General features: G+C 40.9%; 11 protein-coding genes and 15 tRNA genes. 16 read left to right on the forward strand and 10 right to left on the reverse strand.

Features of this window, described 5'->3' with window-relative positions:
• Positions 1 to 57 precede the first annotated feature (57 nt).
• From PUND_RS07560 to msrB, 7 genes are all read left to right on the forward strand, one after another.
• The gene (locus PUND_RS07560; RefSeq protein ID WP_010388386.1) at positions 58 to 3,459 is read left to right on the forward strand and encodes a chromosome segregation SMC family protein; all 3,402 of its coding nucleotides are present in this window, start codon (positions 58 to 60) and stop codon (positions 3,457 to 3,459) included.
• Positions 3,460 to 3,532: 73 nt separating this feature from the next.
• Positions 3,533 to 4,279 carry a cell division protein ZipA gene (gene zipA, locus PUND_RS07565; RefSeq protein ID WP_010388387.1) on the forward strand — a complete coding sequence of 249 codons (747 nt, stop codon included), beginning with the start codon at positions 3,533 to 3,535 and terminating at the stop codon, positions 4,277 to 4,279.
• A 78-nt stretch (positions 4,280 to 4,357) separates the two neighbouring features.
• The gene (gene ligA / locus PUND_RS07570) at positions 4,358 to 6,379 is read left to right on the forward strand and encodes an NAD-dependent DNA ligase LigA (protein WP_010388388.1); all 2,022 of its coding nucleotides are present in this window, start codon (positions 4,358 to 4,360) and stop codon (positions 6,377 to 6,379) included.
• The gene (locus tag PUND_RS07575; protein ID WP_008115215.1) at positions 6,372 to 6,716 is read left to right on the forward strand and encodes a DUF3392 family protein; all 345 of its coding nucleotides are present in this window, start codon (positions 6,372 to 6,374) and stop codon (positions 6,714 to 6,716) included. Before ligA ends, PUND_RS07575 begins: the two co-directional genes overlap by 8 nt.
• Entirely contained in the window at positions 6,713 to 7,213 is a 501-nt protein-coding gene (locus PUND_RS07580; RefSeq protein WP_010388389.1) for a DUF2919 domain-containing protein, read from the forward strand. The genes PUND_RS07575 and PUND_RS07580 overlap by 4 nt, the downstream gene beginning before the upstream one ends.
• A gap of 8 nt (positions 7,214 to 7,221) precedes the next feature.
• On the forward strand, positions 7,222 to 7,662 hold the full coding sequence (locus PUND_RS07585; RefSeq protein WP_010388390.1) for a hypothetical protein: 441 nt from the start codon (positions 7,222 to 7,224) through the stop codon (positions 7,660 to 7,662).
• A gap of 82 nt (positions 7,663 to 7,744) precedes the next feature.
• On the forward strand, positions 7,745 to 8,185 hold the full coding sequence (msrB, locus tag PUND_RS07590; RefSeq protein WP_010388391.1) for a peptide-methionine (R)-S-oxide reductase MsrB: 441 nt from the start codon (positions 7,745 to 7,747) through the stop codon (positions 8,183 to 8,185).
• A gap of 124 nt (positions 8,186 to 8,309) precedes the next feature.
• Here the strand turns inward: msrB and PUND_RS07595 are convergent, their stop codons facing one another.
• The 8 genes from PUND_RS07595 to PUND_RS07630 form a co-directional block, all read right to left on the reverse strand.
• Positions 8,310 to 9,941: a response regulator gene (locus PUND_RS07595; protein WP_021033161.1), complete on the reverse strand. Its 1,632-nt coding sequence runs from the start codon at positions 9,939 to 9,941 to the stop codon at positions 8,310 to 8,312.
• Positions 9,942 to 10,345: 404 nt separating this feature from the next.
• Positions 10,346 to 10,421, reverse strand: a tRNA-Val gene (locus PUND_RS07600).
• Between the two features lie 167 nt (positions 10,422 to 10,588).
• Positions 10,589 to 10,664 (reverse strand) — tRNA-Val (locus tag PUND_RS07605).
• Positions 10,665 to 10,815: 151 nt separating this feature from the next.
• Positions 10,816 to 10,891, reverse strand: a tRNA-Val gene (locus PUND_RS07610).
• A gap of 49 nt (positions 10,892 to 10,940) precedes the next feature.
• A tRNA-Val gene (locus tag PUND_RS07615) sits at positions 10,941 to 11,016 on the reverse strand.
• A 167-nt stretch (positions 11,017 to 11,183) separates the two neighbouring features.
• Positions 11,184 to 11,259, reverse strand: a tRNA-Val gene (locus PUND_RS07620).
• Between the two features lie 169 nt (positions 11,260 to 11,428).
• Positions 11,429 to 11,504: transfer RNA gene (locus PUND_RS07625), tRNA-Val, on the reverse strand.
• A gap of 145 nt (positions 11,505 to 11,649) precedes the next feature.
• Positions 11,650 to 11,725: transfer RNA gene (locus PUND_RS07630), tRNA-Val, on the reverse strand.
• Between the two features lie 766 nt (positions 11,726 to 12,491).
• Here PUND_RS07630 and PUND_RS07635 point away from each other — a divergent pair.
• From PUND_RS07635 to PUND_RS07675, 9 genes are all read left to right on the forward strand, one after another.
• A tRNA-Ala gene (locus tag PUND_RS07635) sits at positions 12,492 to 12,567 on the forward strand.
• A 36-nt stretch (positions 12,568 to 12,603) separates the two neighbouring features.
• Positions 12,604 to 12,679 (forward strand) — tRNA-Glu (locus PUND_RS07640).
• Between the two features lie 143 nt (positions 12,680 to 12,822).
• A tRNA-Glu gene (locus tag PUND_RS07645) sits at positions 12,823 to 12,898 on the forward strand.
• Between the two features lie 86 nt (positions 12,899 to 12,984).
• A tRNA-Glu gene (locus PUND_RS07650) sits at positions 12,985 to 13,060 on the forward strand.
• An 85-nt stretch (positions 13,061 to 13,145) separates the two neighbouring features.
• Positions 13,146 to 13,221, forward strand: a tRNA-Glu gene (locus PUND_RS07655).
• A gap of 87 nt (positions 13,222 to 13,308) precedes the next feature.
• A tRNA-Glu gene (locus PUND_RS07660) sits at positions 13,309 to 13,384 on the forward strand.
• 92 nt (positions 13,385 to 13,476) lie between these two features.
• Positions 13,477 to 13,552, forward strand: a tRNA-Glu gene (locus PUND_RS07665).
• 180 nt (positions 13,553 to 13,732) lie between these two features.
• A tRNA-Glu gene (locus tag PUND_RS07670) sits at positions 13,733 to 13,808 on the forward strand.
• Positions 13,809 to 14,128: 320 nt separating this feature from the next.
• Positions 14,129 to 14,395 carry a DksA/TraR family C4-type zinc finger protein gene (locus PUND_RS07675; protein ID WP_010388395.1) on the forward strand — a complete coding sequence of 89 codons (267 nt, stop codon included), beginning with the start codon at positions 14,129 to 14,131 and terminating at the stop codon, positions 14,393 to 14,395.
• An 89-nt stretch (positions 14,396 to 14,484) separates the two neighbouring features.
• Here the strand turns inward: PUND_RS07675 and gloA are convergent, their stop codons facing one another.
• Complete coding sequence (gene gloA / locus PUND_RS07680; RefSeq protein ID WP_010388396.1) at positions 14,485 to 14,886, reverse strand: lactoylglutathione lyase; 402 nt, start codon at positions 14,884 to 14,886, stop codon at positions 14,485 to 14,487.
• A gap of 54 nt (positions 14,887 to 14,940) precedes the next feature.
• A complete protein-coding gene (locus PUND_RS07685) occupies positions 14,941 to 15,972 on the reverse strand; it encodes a serine hydrolase domain-containing protein (protein WP_010388397.1) in 1,032 nt (343 codons plus the stop codon).
• Positions 15,973 to 16,019: the final 47 nt, after the last annotated feature.

Below are 16,019 nucleotides of genomic sequence, written 5' to 3' on the forward strand. Positions count from 1 at the left end.
TTTATGCGTTAAGTTACTTATAGTAAAAAACAATAATAAATCGGTAATAACAATAAAATGCGCTTAAGCACTATTAAATTAGCGGGCTTTAAATCGTTTGTAGAGCCCACTAAAATTCCATTTCCTGACCAAATGACGTGTGTTGTCGGCCCTAATGGCTGTGGCAAATCAAACGTCATTGATGCGGTGCGATGGGTGCTTGGTGAAAGCTCAGCTAAAAATTTACGTGGCGATGCCATGACCGATGTCATTTTTAATGGCTCTACTAACCGCAAGCCCATTTCGCAAGCCTCCGTTGAATTAATATTTGATAATACCAAGGGTAAGTTACCCAATACTTTTGCTGATCGTAACCAAGTGGCTATTAAGCGTTTGGTGACTCGCGATGGTCAGTCATTGTACTTTCTAAATGGCAGTAAATGCCGAAAACGTGATATTACCGACATATTTTTAGGCACGGGCCTTGGGCCGCGAAGCTACGCTATTATTGAACAAGGGATGATCTCACGTTTAATAGAGAGCAAACCGCAAGAGCTACGTGTTTTCTTAGAAGAAGCCGCAGGGGTCTCTAAATACAAAGAGCGTCGCCGCGAAACGCAAACACGCATAAAAAGCACCCGAGAAAACCTAGAGCGACTGCTTGATGTTCGTCAAGAGTTACAAAACCAGCTTGATAAACTGGCGGTACAATCGGTTGAGGCTAAAAAATATCGCGAACTTAAATCCCAAGAGCGCACCTTAAAGGGGCAAATAGCGGTATTAAAATGGCAAAAACTGCATCAACAACAGCTCGATAAAAGTGCGCAAATAAAAAAGCTGGATGACCAAATCAGCTTCTTTAAAACGGCGCATTCAGGCCATGATGATGTGCTGGCAAGCCTTGATGCTCAAGTGCAAGCTCAACAAGATAAACTCGATGATGCACAGCAACAGCAGCACCTTACGCATACCGAATTGACTCGCAGTGAACAGCAGCAGATTAGCATTAAGCAACAAACGCTGTCACTGAAACAAAATTTAGCCAAGTTAGAGCAACAAAAAAACCAAAGTGAAGAAGTCAAAACGCAGCAACAAAGTCTTTGCCAAGAGTTAGATGACAATTTGCAACAGGCTGTAGAGCATAACTTAATGTGTAGCGAGCAGGTTATAGAGCTTAGCGATGAAGTTAATCGGCTGCTGGAGATTAAAAATACCGACACATCACAGTGGCAATCGTTAACAGAAGACTATCAGCAATTAAATAATCAGCAGTTAGCGCATGCAAATGCAGTAAAACATACAGAACAGAAAATCAGTTATGTTAAGCAACAACTAACGCAGCTTGATGAGCAAATAGATGAGTTAAAACGCAGTGAGATAGAGCAGCAATTAATTCAGCAACAGCAGCACAGACAAACGCTAACAGAGCAGCTGGCTAACGCGCAAACTGCTCATAGTAGAGGTCAAAGTGCTCAGACAATACAGCAGCAACAGCTTGATGAAGCTCAGCAACAATGGCAGCATTTATCTCAGCAAGTTAATGAACTAAAAGCCGGTATAGCAGGGCTAAAAACTACCCTTGGACTTGAAAAAAACAGCGATAAAAATTTAACTTTATTCAAGCAGTTAACTGTTCAGCCTGGTTATGAGTTTTTAGTAGAGCAGGCGCTGTCATCACTTGAGCACATTCATATTTCACCAGGTAAAGCAGAAAATAGCACGTGGCAAATACCCTCACAGTCTGTGGCAAGCAATAGTATTGCTGCCTTTATTAGCGCTGGTATCTACCCCGAGTTATTAAACCATATTGCTTATGATGCCGAGGGTGAAGCTCACCACCTTAACGATGCCAGTTTTATTGCAGTGATGGACAAGCAAGGGGCGTTACATGGTCGAAATTGGCATCTCAGTGGCGAAAAAAATGCAGAAAATTCCTTATTATTAATGCACAAAAAGCTCAAGCAGCAAGAAACCTTACTTGAGCAACAACAACAGGCATTGAGGGACGCACACTCCAAACTTGAAGAACATCAAGCGCAAGCTGTATTAATAACCGAGCAGCAAAACGAGCGCAAAGACACTATTCATCAATTAGCACAACAACTTGCTGTAGCAACAACGCGTGGTGATATGCTCAAAGCGCAAGCTGATCAACATCAGCAACAGGTGACGAAATTACAACAACAACGTCAGCCACTGCTAGAACAACAGCAGCAGTTAAGCGAATTGTTGGGCGAAGAGCTTGATAAAAATGAACAGCTTGCAGAGCAGTTAGAGACCTTAGCTGTAGAGCTTAACCAAGCCGATAGCACACGAATAAATAGTGATGAACGTTACAAACAAGTTTTGAATAATGCTGAACAATATAAAACGCAAGCACATCAGGCAGACCTTAATGAGCAAAAAGTGCGTAGTGAGTGGCAGCTCAGTCAAACCAAGTTGAACCATGCCGAACAAGCATTAACAATGGCTGTAGAAGGAACGCAAGAGCTAATAGAGCAAATTGAGGCGTTACTTATTCCTGAGCAAGAGCTTGCACTAAGTATTGAACAATTATTAGTACAGCACCAACAAGGCGAACAAACCCTTGTGGATATTCAACAGCAGTTAGCTCAAGCAAAACAAGAATTACAAACCAAACAAGCGAGTTTAAAAACGTCACAAACTGAGCTGGTGGCATTACAAGAGCAACACCAGAAGCTGAGCATTGAAGAGCAAAGCCTATTAATAAAAGCGCAAGCGGTACTTGAGCCACTTAGCGAGCTTAATCAAAATTTAAAACAGGTTTTAGCAGAGCTTCCTGCAGAGTTGTCATTAAACGCAGCGCAAAATCAACTTGCTGGAGTCAGTAATCAGCTAGAGCAATTAGGAGCCGTTAACCTTGCAGCCATTGATGAATTTGAACAAGCTAAGCAAAGAAGTGATTATTTAAATAATCAGCTGGATGATTTAACCCAGGCATTGACAGCTTTAGAAGGCGCTATTCATAAAATAGATCGTGAAACTAAAACGCGCTTTAAGTCTACCTTTGATCAAGTGAATCACGATTTTGGTCAGCTTTTTCCAAAAGTATTTGGCGGCGGCAGTGCTTACTTAGAATTAACCAGTGACGATTTACTCGAAAGTGGTGTTAGTATAATGGCAAGACCTCCGGGTAAAAAAAATTCGACAATTCATTTGTTAAGTGGTGGAGAAAAAGCGCTGAGCGCATTATCATTGGTGTTTTCTATATTCAGGCTCAATCCAGCTCCATTCTGTATGCTGGACGAGGTAGATGCCCCATTGGATGATGCCAACGTGGTTCGTTTTTGCCGATTGGTTGAAGAAATGTCACAATCTGTGCAGTTTATTTATATAAGCCATAATAAAATTGCAATGGAAATGGCGGGTAGATTAACGGGTGTAACCATGGCAGAGCCAGGCGTGTCGCGCATGGTTGCTGTAGATATTGAACAAGCGGTGCAACTTGCACATGCATAATTTTATAGTCATTTGCTAGTTGTTTTGGGTAAAATGATGGCAGTTAGGCATATTAATAATAAAAGGTGAGGGGATGGCCGAAGAATTAAGATGGGTTTTAATTGTGATCAGTGTGTTTGTCATTGGTGGCTTATTAATACACGGTTTATGGTCAGTAAGAAAAAAAGAGAATGCTGAACTCCCTGCAAGCGAGCGAGTTGAACCTGTTCAAGAACAGCAGCCTTCATCTGTGCATACTGAGCCACAAGAGCCAACGTTAGCGCAACGAGAAGAGCCACAAATGAGTGAGTTAAACTTCAGCGCTGATGAGCCACAAATAGATGCTAGCCCAGCTGATACAGCTATTGAAGATGACCTTGAAGTCGTAACCGAAGAGGCTGTTGATACGCAACAAGACGCCCCTAAAGATGTTTCAGACTTTGTGATTGTGCATATTCAAATGCCAGAAGGACTGACCATGCAAGGCAGTAAATTACTGCCAGCAGTTAACACGCTAGGTTTTAAATATTCAGAAGAAGGCTTTTTTAATCGCCATCTAGACCCTGCAGGCCAAGGGCCGGTGTTATTTAGACTGGTAAATATGTATAACCCTGGCACGTTCGATATTGATAATATGGAACAGTTTAGTACCGCAGGCGTGAGCTTATTTATGACTCTACCATGTGATGGCGATGGCCTTGCTGCGTTTAATATGCTACACAGCGCCGCTAAGAAGCTAGCAGATGAATTTGGAGCTGAAATCTTGGATGCTGAGCGAAACGAAATGACGGTAGAGCGTATTCGTCAATATGTTGAGCAGGTTCGCGCATTTTCTGCGTAATATACGCATAAGTTAAATTTTGTAAGCCACTGGGCGTTCACTCGTCAAAGTGGCTTTTTTTATGTTTTTGAGGTCTACATGGCAAGCAGCATTAGTGAGCAAATTAATCATCTTCGTACCACGCTTGAGCAACACAATTATAGTTATTATGTGCTTGATACACCCAGCATACCCGATGCCGAATATGATCGCTTATTACGTACTTTGAGCGAATTAGAAACCCAGCACCCTGAGTTTTTAACCGCCGATTCACCTACTCAAAAGGTAGGTGGGGCGGCGCTTGCCAAGTTTGAGCAAGTAGCACACCAAGTGCCTATGTTGTCGCTTGATAACGCTTTTGGTGAAGACGAATTCAATGGTTTTAATCGTCGTATTAAAGAGCGTTTAATGAGCACTGAAGAGCTTACATTTTGCTGTGAGCCTAAACTGGATGGCTTAGCGGTATCGATTATTTATCGCGATGGGGTATTAGTGCAAGCAGCGACTCGTGGCGATGGTTTTACTGGCGAAAATATTACTCAAAATGTAAAAACAATTCGCAATGTGCCATTAAAGTTACGCGGTGATGATTACCCGCGTGAGCTTGAAGTGCGCGGTGAAGTGTTTATGGATAGCGCGGGCTTTGAAAAATTAAATGCCGAAGCAGAAAAGCGCGGTGACAAAGTTTTTGTAAACCCACGTAATGCGGCAGCAGGCAGTTTACGCCAGCTCGACTCAAAAATTACCGCAAAACGGCCACTGATGTTTTATGCCTACAGCACCGGATTGGTCGCCGATGGCACATTACCTGAAGATCATTACCAGCAACTTGCCAAGCTTACCGACTGGGGATTACCACTGTGTCCAGAAACAAAACTAGTTGAAGGCCCAAAGGCCGCGCTTGCCTATTATAATGACATTTTAACGCGCCGTAGCGAGCTAAAATATGAAATAGATGGCGTGGTAATAAAAGTAAATAAAAAAGCCCTACAAGAGCGCCTAGGCTTTGTTGCGCGTGCACCGCGCTGGGCTATTGCTTATAAGTTTCCGGCGCAAGAAGAAATAACACACTTGCTAGATGTAGAGTTTCAAGTAGGGCGTACTGGGGCTATTACCCCTGTTGCGCGACTAGAGCCGGTATTTGTTGGTGGTGTTACGGTATCGAATGCAACGCTGCATAATGCTGATGAAATTGCCCGTTTAGGCGTAAAAGTGGGCGACACTGTGATTATTCGTCGCGCTGGGGATGTGATCCCACAAATTACCCAAGTAGTGCTTGAACAACGCCCAAGCGATGCAAAAGCGATTGTGTTTCCAACTATGTGCCCAATTTGTGACTCGCACGTTGAGCGGGTTGAAGGAGAAGCTGTTGCACGTTGTACAGGCGGCTTGGTATGTCAAGCACAGCGCAAACAAGCGATTAAACATTTTGCCTCACGTAAGGCTTTAGATATTGACGGCTTAGGCGACAAAATTGTTGATCAATTAGTTGACCGAGAGCTGATCAAAACGCCTGCTGATTTATTTATTTTAAAGCAGGGACATTTTGAGTCACTTGAACGAATGGGACCAAAATCAGCAAAAAACTTAGTTGCGGCGCTTGATGATGCTAAAACCACTACCTTAGCAAAGTTTTTATATTCACTGGGTATTCGTGAAGTCGGTGAGGCCACAGCTCAGAATTTGGCTAATCATTTTTTAACGCTTGAAAACGTGATTGATGCCAGCATTGAACAACTAATAGAAGTAAGCGATGTAGGTGAAATAGTGGCGAAGCATGTTCGAGGCTTTTTTGCTGAAGAGCATAACCTGACAGTGGTAAACGAATTAATAGCGCAAGGAGTAAACTGGCCACAGTTAACAGCGCCATCAGAGCAAGAACAGCCGCTAGAGGGTTTAACTTATGTGCTAACTGGGACGCTTAATACGCTTAATCGTAATGATGCAAAAGCGCGCCTACAACAATTAGGCGCCAAGGTTTCTGGCAGTATTTCAGCAAAAACAGATGCCTTAGTGGCGGGCGAAAAAGCCGGCTCTAAGCTCACCAAAGCGCAAGAGCTTGGTATAGAAATACTGACAGAGGATGATTTAATTACTTTGTTAGAGACTCATAATGGCTAGTTTTACAAATATACTTAATACCTTGTTAATTGACCTAGGCCAATGGTTACAGGGCTATTTGCCGCATTTATCACTGCTTTTAATGGTGTGCTTAGTGTCGCTGTATGCGGATGACATTTTAAAGTTAACCAAAGGCGTCGTAGCTAGGCGCCACTTTATTATTAGGGTGGCGTGTTTTGTGTTGATAACTGCGTTTGGCTTTGGCTTGTTAGTGGTGTGGTTAAGCCCACTGCTAACTAAAGCTTTACTGTTTTTTGGCACTAAGTGGTTAGCGCTTACCTTATTAGTGGCATTTTTTATTTTGGGCACTATTGCCGATAGGAAAAATCAGTTGTGAGTCGATATGGGCCTGAATACTGGGATAAATATGGAAGCTATCGTACACCATTCGCATTCCACTTGAGTATTTTAGTGCTACTGCGTGCCTATTTTATTTGGGTGATAGCCGCGTTGAGTCGTCGACCTGAGCTTGATTTAATGTCATTGTTTTTTAAGTCAAAAGATGATTTTTTTATTGCTATAGCGATCGGTGCAGTAGCGATTGTACCTACTATTTTATTTTGTTTACGCAGACCAAGAGACTCGCATCAAGCTACGCAGCGCTTGGCGCGTATTTGGCGGTATATGCGTTGGCCGCTGATTGCGTGTGCATTAATTGATTTGTCGTGGTTAAGTATTCAGGCAGCCCATAGCCATTATCGCTTCTCATTGTTTTTAGCTGTGCAAATGGTGATTGTATTATGGGTGTTGTGGTATTTGGCAAAAAGTCGTTACTTAAGCGTTTTCTTTAGTGATTGGCCCGAGCCGACAGAAAAAGCAACTGATAAAAAGTAAGAGGGCTTATGCATAGTATCAATAAAAAAATAGCATTAGTAATCGCTTTAATAGGGCTCGTAATTATAGCGTGTGGCTACTTTTTTTCTTTAGGGGAACACCTTTGGTTTAAAGCTGCCTTAGTTATGTGGGTTGTGGTGTTTTGTTCGTGTTGTTACCGATTAACGCCGTTGTTTAAAATGCGCAATCCGCTGCGTAATTTTATTCAACGCGATGCGCAGCACTTATTTGTTTTTAGTTTAACAGGGCTGTTTGATAAAAAAAATGGCCCGCATTGGTTAGTCATCAGTAACATTGAGTCGATAGAAATAAGAAACGATGAACTAATAGTGCACAGTAATAATGACAGACAATTAAGCGTGAGCATTCCTGGCAGTCAAGCCCAATTGCATGCCTATGTAAGCCGTATACTTACAGCAACAGAAAAGCACACTATAGTCTTTAGATAGCGTTGATCGTGGTATTAGCCACAGGCGTACCAGACTACAAGTAAATGATTGCTAGTTAAATTAATAACGTAATGAGGTTGTTATGTTGAAGTGGAACGATATTGTTAATTTTGCCAACTATGGTAATCCAACACCGGTTCGAAAAGTGGTTAAAACAGATCAGCAATGGCGCGAACTGTTAAACGAAGAGCAATATTATGTGACCCGTAAAAAGGGAACTGAACGACCAAATAGTTCGAGTAGTTGTACCTTGTTAGAGCCAGGTAAGTATGTGTGTGTTTGTTGTGACAACTTACTATTTGATGCAGATGAAAAGTTTGATAGTGGCACCGGCTGGCCTTCATTTACCCAACCGGCAACTGAGGAAGCGATTGGTTATGTCATGGATAATAGTCATGGCATGGAGCGAGTTGAAGTTGTTTGTAATGTGTGTGATGCGCATTTAGGGCATATTTTCCCTGATGGGCCACTTCCTACTGGTTTACGCTACTGTGTAAACGCACTGGCAATGAAAAAGCTCTAGGGCCTGTTGACCTCTCAAGGTTAAATTTGCAGCGGTCTGTTTGGGGTTTAGGCAAGGCAGCGCCTATGTGGTGTGGTTACTCCCCATAAATAGGCGATAACGTAGCATTAATGCCAAACAGGCTCTAACTAATCTCTAGTTTCATTTCTTTAGCAATCTGAAGTAGTTTATCGAACCGCTCTGATTGCTCTTCTGCTAAGGGAGATTTTTTTAATAGTTTAAAGCACTTTTGGGCCAACAGACTATTGAAAGAGTCACCATGTTTTTTTGACTTATCCACTAAACATTGCAATAAATTAAGCGCAATACTTGGATTGTGTGGCATGACTCTAAATGCTTGGCTGAATGCCTCTAAGGCAACATTTAATTGGCCGCGCTCAAACTGCTTAACAGCATGATTATTGAGCTCTTTCGGCCCCATTTTAATATCACGTCTTTCACTTTGCTGTTGCTGTATATAACGCAAGTAAGTAGCATCGCTTCTACTTGGGTGACGTTCGCAATGATCAATTATTTGGCTAAATAGCGCTTGCGCCTTTTGGTGAAAACCTAATTCATGCAGTGCTTTTGCTTTGTCTAGGGCACCATCTACTGAACGTATTTGAGTATCGCTGTCATCAAGTTGCTCAATGAGCTGTTTCGCTTTTTTATGTTCATCTTTTAAATAATAAAGGCGTGCATTGAGCACATCGATTTGAGTTTGCGCATTACTGGTTGGGAATTGTGTTTTTAGCTCATTAATATATTTATTTGTTTGACGAGAGATCCTGTTTATTTGGTCGGTTTGATCTGTGGTCAATGCAAAATCAATCCCAGCACGAGCAGCATTTAAATAAATGTCTGGGCTATCATGCATAGAGTACTTAGCATAAGTGGCAATATCTTTTTGAGTTAAGTAGCTGGTTTCATAATCTCTATTAATGAGCGATACGCTGTTCAGTGATTTTTGACGGTCTATATTACGTGGAGCAATATGTGTCGCTTGGCTTAAAAAGTCTTGGGCTAAATCAAATTGGTTTAGTTTTATTTCTAAACGCCCCAATAAGTCTAAGGCTATAAGTCGAGTCTCATTACGTTCAAGCATTGTTTTAAGCATGCGCTGAGCCAAAATATGCTCATTGTTAGCAATTAAGGCTTCTACCAATCCTACTTTTGCCCATGCAAACTTTTGCATATTCAAAACTGACTTAAAAAAATCTTTCGCTTCTTGGTTTTGTTTTAGCGCCAGTAAAATATTGCCTTTTAATCTAAGTAGAATAGGGCTGTATTTATTACTTTTATCGAGTTGGGCATTAATTTGTTTCAATGCTTTAGACTGGTTATCGTCATCAATTAAAGTGTATATAGCTTTTAAGTCGCTTTTACGTTTGAGAATACGCTCTATGCGCACTCTTAACTCTTGTACAGAGAAGGGTTTTACTAAAAAGTCATCGGGTTGAAGTTCTAATACACTGTGAACTAACTCTCCGCTAGTTTCCGCAGATGTAAAAATAAACCCAGTAGAGTGTTTTATTAATGCTTTAGCGCGTAATTCTTCATAAAGCTGGTAGCCATCTTGGCGTTTGCTTAGATTAAAAGAGCAAATTACCAAGTCAAATTCTTCATGTAAGCATTGTTCTTTTGCCGCTAGAGCATGATCTGCAAAACGCATATGTCCAAAGCCAATTTTTTCGAGCGACTGTTTCATGTAGCTTTGAGCAAGTGGCTGCTCTTCTACAATCAGTATTTTTGCTTCATTGAAAATATTTTTAGACATTGGCTTAAGCGTAATTGAATTTAACACAGACTATAATCAACAGTTTAGACGCTTACAAGGTAATTTAAAGATTCGCCTCGAAGATGAGAGCTTATTAAGCAAATTAATTCTAAAGGTTTATATTTTTACCTTAAAAGAGCTAAAAACCCATTTAAAGTAAATGAATAGCACGCGTAATAAAGTAAGTTTAAACAAAATGATTTTGGAGATAATAAAACTCGAAAGATAAATTTTTGGTATGTGATTGGAATACTGATTTTTTGAAACCGAAGAATTACTTGGTAACGAATTTCTAAATGGTAATTAATACTGAACTTGAACTAAAAAAGTGGAGGGTAATGAATATTAAAATGGAAGGTGGTACTGGAGGATTTAGATTTTTGTAATATGCACCATTCAAAGAATGGTGGGTCGTACTGGACTTGAACCAGTGACCCTCGCCTTGTAAGGGCGATGCTCTCCCAACTGAGCTAACGACCCATATTACAAATTTACACCTACTATTAAAATAAATAGTACTGGACTTTAACCAGTGAACTTCGCCGTTACTTGTAAATAGCGGTGATGCTCTCATTTCTTGTAACTGAGCTAACGACCCATATTACAAATTTACACATGACTATTAACATAATAATAGAATTTATATGTGGTGGGTGATACTGGACTTGAACCAGTGACCCTCGCCTTGTAAGGGCGATGCTCTCCCAACTGAGCTAATCACCCACATATAAATTAAAACGCTACTATTAAAATAAATAGTACTGGACTTTAACCAGTGAACTTCGCCGTTACTTGTAAATAGCGGTGATGCTCTCTTTTTCTAACTGAGCTAATCACCCATTTAGACATCTTGTAATATGCACCATTCAAAGAATGGTGGGTCGTACTGGACTTGAACCAGTGACCCTCGCCTTGTAAGGGCGATGCTCTCCCAACTGAGCTAACGACCCATATTACAAATTTACATATGACTATTAACATAATAATAGATTTTATATGTGGTGGGTGATACTGGACTTGAACCAGTGACCCTCGCCTTGTAAGGGCGATGCTCTCCCAACTGAGCTAATCACCCACATATAAATTAAAACGCTACTATTAAAATAAACAGTACTGGAGTTTAACCAGTGAACCTCGCCGTTACTTGTAAATAGCGGTGATGCTCTCATTTCTTGTAACTGAGCTAACGACCCATATTACAAATTTACACATGACTATTAACATAATAATAGATTTTATATGTGGTGGGTGATACTGGACTTGAACCAGTGACCCTCGCCTTGTAAGGGCGATGCTCTCCCAACTGAGCTAATCACCCACATATAAATTAAAACGCTACTATTAAAATCAATAGTACTGGACTTTAACCAGTGAACTTCGCCGTTACTTGTAAATAGCGGTAATGCTCTCATTTCTTGTAACTGAGCTAACGACCCATATTACAAATTTAAACAAATAGCTACTTATATAATAACAGTTTTTATATGTGGTGGGTGATACTGGACTTGAACCAGTGACCCTCGCCTTGTAAGGGCGATGCTCTCCCAACTGAGCTAATCACCCACATATAAATCAAACCAAACTATTATGAAAATAGTACTGGACTTTAACCAGTGAACATAGCAATTACTTGTAAGTAAAATAATGCTCTCTTTTTCTGATTGGGTTAATAAACCCCTACAGAACTTAGATACGACACATTAAAATGTGGTGGGTGATACTGGACTTGAACCAGTGACCCTCGCCTTGTAAGGGCGATGCTCTCCCAACTGAGCTAATCACCCGCATCTAAACAACACCACATTGCTGCGTTGTTGTGGGGCGCTATTATAGATAGACTTGTAAATGTGTCAACACTTGAATGATAAAAATGTGCTGAATGAAGCTTTTATAATCAATGCAATGCAAATAGTGTTCACTTTATCAACAAGGTAACATAAAACGAACAATAAGCAGCTTTGGCTAGGGGTTAAAATAACTATATTTATATTCACTAGAGCGAGTTCTGTTGCTTTTTAAGGATGAAAATTAATTCAATTTAGTGGTAATTGATTTGCCGAGTCAGGGTTGCAACCAAGAAATCAAAGTAAAGCTTTCTAGTTCAGATCATCCTGCCTATGTTATTCAATTGTTTAAACCACTCAAATTAGCAAGTTGTTTATCGCTTAGCATAGCTAAGCTTTACAATTAGCATTTAATAAAATCCAGCTAGATTATGATGGAAGTAGGCCCGTTTTAGGAGAAAAGCAGTGATAACTCAATTTGCATATAAATGTATACCTTTTGAGTCCGATGTGAATAGGTGCTTTTAGTATTACAGGGTCGTTATGCTCAACTCAAACTTAAATGTGGCACACTTAACGTAGCTCATGGTTACTAAATAGTATGAAAATCTACTTTTTAGCATGTATGATAGCCAGTTTGTTGAAAATTAAACCATTTAAATAATGTCGCACAAAAAACTGTTGACTTTATTTTGGGGGGTGCATAGAATGCGCCCCGCACTAAGCGATACACGACGTGGTTATCACCGAGCGTATTGAATAAGTTGGGGCTATAGCTCAGCTGGGAGAGCGCTTCGCTGGCAGCGAAGAGGTCTGCGGTTCGATCCCGCATAGCTCCACCAATTTTTAGTGTTTGTCCTAGGGTAACAGTTTTCTGTGTCCCCATCGTCTAGAGGCCTAGGACACCGCCCTTTCACGGCGGTAACAGGGGTTCGAATCCCCTTGGGGACGCCACTTAACTTTTTAGTTAAAGGCGGTTTTACCGAGAAAATAGCGTAACACATAAAGCTCGAGTCTTTATTTGTACTATACGCCATTACCTTAAGAGCTCAGGATGTGAGTTAAACTAATCAATCGTCCTAGTGACACTTTTTAGTGTCCCCATCGTCTAGAGGCCTAGGACACCGCCCTTTCACGGCGGTAACAGGGGTTCGAATCCCCTTGGGGACGCCACTTACTATTATATAGTAGGGTAGTGTTATTAAAGCTCGTCTGAATCGAGTCTAAACTTTCAGTTGTCCTAGTGACACTTTTTTAGTGTCCCCATCGTCTAGAGGCCTAGGACACCGCCCTTTCACGGCGGTAACAGGGGTTCGAATCCCCTTGGGGACGCCACTTACTATTATATAGTAGGGTAGTGTTATTAAAGCTCGTCTGAATCGAGTCTAAACTTTCAGTTGTCCTAGTGACACTTTTTAGTGTCCCCATCGTCTAGAGGCCTAGGACACCGCCCTTTCACGGCGGTAACAGGGGTTCGAATCCCCTTGGGGACGCCACTTACTATTATACAGTAGGGTAGTGTTATTAAAGCTCGTCTGAATCGAGTCTAAACTATTCAGTTGTCCTAGTGACACATATTCTGTGTCCCCATCGTCTAGAGGCCTAGGACACCGCCCTTTCACGGCGGTAACAGGGGTTCGAATCCCCTTGGGGACGCCACTTACTTATTTTAAATAGGGAAGTGCAGTGTTATTAAGCAACTCACCTGAAACGAGTCTAAACTTTCAGTTGTCCTAGTGACACTTTTTAGTGTCCCCATCGTCTAGAGGCCTAGGACACCGCCCTTTCACGGCGGTAACAGGGGTTCGAATCCCCTTGGGGACGCCACTTACTTATTTTAAATAGGGAAGTGCAGTGTTATTAAGCAACTCGCCTGAAACGAGTCAAACCATTCAGTTGTCCTAGTGACACAGAAAATGTTTCTGAGAAGATAATGCCATTCGCCTCACAGGCTCGGCTCATCTTACGCAGAAATAGCAAATCAGTGATTTGCAAACCAATTTCTGCGTCCCCATCGTCTAGAGGCCTAGGACACCGCCCTTTCACGGCGGTAACAGGGGTTCGAATCCCCTTGGGGACGCCACTTACTTATTTTAAGTAATCTACAAAGCAGTATGACTGCAGCACTCTCTATCCGCAAAATAATAAAGAGTGAAAAATCTCTTGGTATGCCACCTACTATTCATTAGTAATATAGCTTTTAATAAAAAGTATCTAAAATCAGTTTACCTGCATTTCCATCACTACTTCAAAACTATCCAGTGAAGTTAAAATCTCAAAATTAAAAATTTTAATATAATAACTCCTATATATTATTAGTTTCTTTCCTTTCTTTATATTCAGCTTAAATATACTTCGCCTATGTTAGGGTACATATAAACGTCCAAATAAATAGGAGGTTATATGGCAAGTGGATGGGCACGCGATGGTGCAATTCAAGATCAAATCGACGCCAGCGTTAATGACGCTGTGCAGTATGCTAGAAGTAATTTAGTTTCTGGAGCCAGTGCCGAGCTATGTGAAGAATGTGATGAACCAATACCACAGGCACGAAGACTTGCGGTACCTGGGGTTAAGTATTGTGTAAGCTGCCAAGCTGACCTAGAAGGTAAAGGCGGGCTTTCAAAAGGGCTTAATCGGCGTGGCAGTAAAGACAGTCAGTTACGATAAAAAGGTGCATACAGCACCTTTTTTAATATCGTATCAGAGTTGAGCTTAGATAATTAAAAAGGGGTTAGTAAACCTATTAAATAAATTTACTAAAATTTATTCATGTTCTCTTTTTTCTGAATAAGTTCAATTGAGTAGCCATCTGGATCTTTTACAAACGCAATTTCTGTTGTACCACCCTTTACTGGTCCTGGTTCACGGCTAACGTTACCGCCAGCGCCCTTAATATCTTCACAGGCTTTATAAATATCATCAAACTCAATAGCGATATGGCCATAGGCATTACCTAAATCGTAGCTGTCGGTATCCCAGTTATAGGTTAGTTCAAGTACTGTCGTGTCAGTTTCATCACCGTATCCTACAAAGGCGAGGGTGTAGCGGTACTCTTCGTTATCAGCACGGCGTAACTCTTTCATACCGAGCACTTGAGTATAAAACGCAATTGATTTATCTAGATCAGCAACCCGTAACATGGTGTGTAGTAAACGCATTTAAACCCTCTTAAAATTCACATAAATTTTGATAACGCAGCCATTTTATAACGACTACTGCTGCGCTGTTAAAATATCAATAATCCGATTATAAATTATTTCTGTGAGCATCACAGTATCATCGCCATTAGTATTTATAAACTGTACAACGACTGTATCGATATCTTTATAATAACGAGCAATGCTTGAATACCCTAATACCCAACCCGTGTGTTCATACTTATAAAGCGATGTATACAAAGCTTGCTCTTGTTCGTCGAAAAAAGCGCCTTTGTTTAAAGCAATAAGAAAGTCGCCTATATCTTGTGCGGTAGCCACATAGCCTTGATCGAGTGCTTTAAAATCATTCTCATAACCTACGTAGTAACCACTCATCAAATCTACTAAATTTATTTCATGCACTGATGAAAACGTGTTCGTTAGGCCCAGTGGCGTTAAAATTTCATCTTTAATATATTGGTTATGATCATAACCCAGTACGTTAGACATAATTTTTCGCAGCAACAAATAATTGGTATTAGAATAGCCATAATCAGCATCAGGGCTAAAATCAGCGGGTTCATCGAGCACTAATGCAAGTGGATCAGGGTAGGTGATTGACCAATCAAAATTATCGGTGTCTGTGTAATTGGGTATGCCACTTTTGTGTTTTACCATCATTCGTAATGTAATCTTATCTGCGTTTTCAATGCGCCCAATTAATGATGGAAGATAATCAGCCAGTGTTTTATCTATATCAATACGTCCAGCGGCTGAAAGTTTGGTTAAAGCTGCTGCATCATATAACTTTCGAATGCTGCCAATTTTAAAAAGTGCATTAGGGTATGCGGGTATTTTTTGCTCTCGATCATGCCAACCATTTGCAAAATATTCAGGTTGCTGTCCTTGTTTATGAATGTAAACAATAATGCCATCAATTCCTTGTTCAATAGCCTCTTGTGTTTGTGCTTGAACGTTAGCGGGCAGTGGGTGAAAGTAATATAAAGCAAACTGCCAAGGGGCAAAAATGTATATGCTAGTAAGAGTAACAATGAGAGCTGCAACGCGCAGAAGCGTGAGCGCCTTTTTGTTCTTCAATTGTATCATTGCATTCTGGCCTCATTTATTTTTGGAGTGTGAGGATCAGCTCTTTA

Source organism: Pseudoalteromonas undina, assembly GCF_000238275.3.
Classification (GTDB): Bacteria; Pseudomonadota; Gammaproteobacteria; order Enterobacterales; family Alteromonadaceae; genus Pseudoalteromonas; species Pseudoalteromonas undina.

Coding starts and splice junctions, on each gene's coding strand:
- PUND_RS07560 (WP_010388386.1), top strand. CDS start 58: ATGCGCTTAAGCACTATTAAATTAGCGGGCTTTAAATCGTTTGTAGAG.
- zipA (WP_010388387.1), top strand. CDS start 3,533: ATGGCCGAAGAATTAAGATGGGTTTTAATTGTGATCAGTGTGTTTGTC.
- ligA (WP_010388388.1), top strand. CDS start 4,358: ATGGCAAGCAGCATTAGTGAGCAAATTAATCATCTTCGTACCACGCTT.
- PUND_RS07575 (WP_008115215.1), top strand. CDS start 6,372: ATGGCTAGTTTTACAAATATACTTAATACCTTGTTAATTGACCTAGGC.
- PUND_RS07585 (WP_010388390.1), top strand. CDS start 7,222: ATGCATAGTATCAATAAAAAAATAGCATTAGTAATCGCTTTAATAGGG.
- msrB (WP_010388391.1), top strand. CDS start 7,745: ATGTTGAAGTGGAACGATATTGTTAATTTTGCCAACTATGGTAATCCA.
- PUND_RS07595 (WP_021033161.1), bottom strand. CDS start 9,941: ATGTCTAAAAATATTTTCAATGAAGCAAAAATACTGATTGTAGAAGAG.
- PUND_RS07675 (WP_010388395.1), top strand. CDS start 14,129: ATGGCAAGTGGATGGGCACGCGATGGTGCAATTCAAGATCAAATCGAC.
- gloA (WP_010388396.1), bottom strand. CDS start 14,886: ATGCGTTTACTACACACCATGTTACGGGTTGCTGATCTAGATAAATCA.
- PUND_RS07685 (WP_010388397.1), bottom strand. CDS start 15,972: ATGATACAATTGAAGAACAAAAAGGCGCTCACGCTTCTGCGCGTTGCA.